The 1,836-nt window shown below is 69.9% G+C and carries 2 protein-coding genes; one reads left to right on the top strand and one right to left on the bottom strand.

The features are described 5' to 3' along the window. The coding region (locus G6018_RS01130) for a DEAD/DEAH box helicase (protein ID WP_241731963.1) at window positions 1-1,298 on the bottom strand (1,298 nt) is incomplete at its 3' end. Between the two features lie 288 nt (window positions 1,299-1,586). Between G6018_RS01130 and G6018_RS01125 the strand changes: the two genes are divergently transcribed. Continuing rightward, complete coding sequence (locus tag G6018_RS01125; protein ID WP_107748545.1) at window positions 1,587-1,814, top strand: DUF3107 domain-containing protein; 228 nt, start codon at window positions 1,587-1,589, stop codon at window positions 1,812-1,814. Window positions 1,815-1,836: the final 22 nt, after the last annotated feature.

Raw genomic sequence — 1,836 nt, 5'->3', positions numbered from 1 at the left:
CGCCGGCCTGAGCCGGTCCCGGTCGCGGCCCCGACCCGGCCCCCCGCGCCCTCGGGGATGCCGAGCTCGGCGCGCAGATGGGAGGAGGTCGAATAGGTCTCGGCGGGCTCGCCGTGCCCCAGGCCGAGCGCCTTGTCGATGAGGCCCCAGCGGGGCAGGTCGTCCCAGTCCACGAGGGTGACGGCGACGCCCTTGCGGCCGGCCCGACCGGTGCGGCCGATCCGGTGGACGTAGGTCTTCTCGTCCTCGGGGCACTGGTAGTTGATGACGTGGGTCACGTCGTCGACGTCGATTCCGCGCGCCGCGACATCGGTCGCCACGAGGACGTCGACGTCCCCGGTGCGGAACGCCTTGAGTGACTTCTCGCGAGCGCCCTGGCCCAGGTCGCCGTGGATCGCCCCCACGCGGAAGCCTCGTTCGGCCAGGTCGTCGGCGAGCTTCTGGGCCGTGCGCTTGGTGCGGCAGAAGATCATCGTGGCGCCGCGTCCGTCCGCCTGCAGGATCCGTGAGACCACCTCGGGCTTGTCCATGGAGTGCGCCCGGTAGACGAACTGGGTGGTGTTCTCGTGCGTGGCGCCGGAGTCGGCGGCCTCCGCCCGGATGTGCGTGGGCTTGGTGAGGAACGTCCGCGCCAGGGTGATGATCGGTCCCGGCATGGTGGCCGAGAAGAGCATGGTCTGCCGTTGCTCCGGGACCATCCGGAGCAGCTTCTCGATGTCCGGCAGGAAGCCCAGGTCGAGCATCTCGTCGGCCTCGTCGAGGACCAGCACCTCGACCTTGCCGAGCACCAGCTTCGACTGGTTGGCCAGGTCGAGCAGACGGCCGGGGGTTCCCACCACCACGTCGACGCCCTTCTCCAGGGCGTCGGTCTGCTGTTCGTAGGGGGTTCCGCCGTAGATGGCCAGCACCTTGAGCGGCCGGGTTCCCGACCCGCCGGGGGCGGTGAGACCGGTGGCGGCGATCTTGAGGTCCTGGGTGACCTGGACGCACAGCTCGCGGGTGGGAACGATGATGAGGGCCCGTGGCGTGCCGTCGAGCTCCCGGGTCACCTCGCCCGTCGAGATGCGGTGCAGGAGGGGGACGCCGAAGCCGTAGGTCTTGCCCATCCCCGTACGGGCCTGGCCGATGAGGTCGGACCCCGCCAGCGCCAGTGGGAGGGTGAGTTCCTGGATGGCGAAGGTGTGGGTGATGCCGCGCTCACCGAGCGCGGTGACGATCTCGGGGCGGACGCCGAGTTCGGCGAAGCTGGGGGAGGAGTCGGAGGACGGGGCGTCGACGACCGCGGTCGTCGTGGCCATGCCGTCGACTTCGCTGGTGGTCACATCTGTAGTGGACAGGGCGGTGCCTTTCTCGTCTCGCGCGCGGGAGGACGGGCCTTCCGATGGACGGCCTCGGCGAGCGGGGCGCGCGCACATTTCCACGCGGATCCTCGGTGCGGGGTCCGACCAGCGGACCGGGCGCGGGTGTGATCCACGTGGGTCCACCCTATCCCGTGACGCCGCGGGACACCGGGTCCGGGCTAGCCTGGGTCCCACGTATCACCGACGACGGCGAGACATGCGCCGACGATGAGAAGGGCAGGCACCGTGGAGGTCAAGATCGGCATCGCCGACAGCAATCGCGAACTCGTGTTCAAGACCGGGATGAACCCGGAGGACGTGCACGCCCGCGTGGAGGCCGCTCTCACCGCGGAGAGCAAGGCAGTGTTGGAGCTGGACGACGAGAAGGGTCGGCGCTATCTCGTGTCGACCGACCGGGTCGCCTACGTCGAGATCGGTGAGTCGGCGCGGCGCGCGGTCGGGTTCCTCTCCTAGGAGACTGCTGAACAAGTGGCGT

This window comes from Dietzia sp. DQ11-44, assembly GCF_014145205.1.
Classification (GTDB): domain Bacteria; phylum Actinomycetota; class Actinomycetes; order Mycobacteriales; family Mycobacteriaceae; genus Dietzia; species Dietzia natronolimnaea.
Note: the sequence above shows the minus strand (reverse complement) of the source record. Positions and strands in the feature narration are given on the sequence as shown.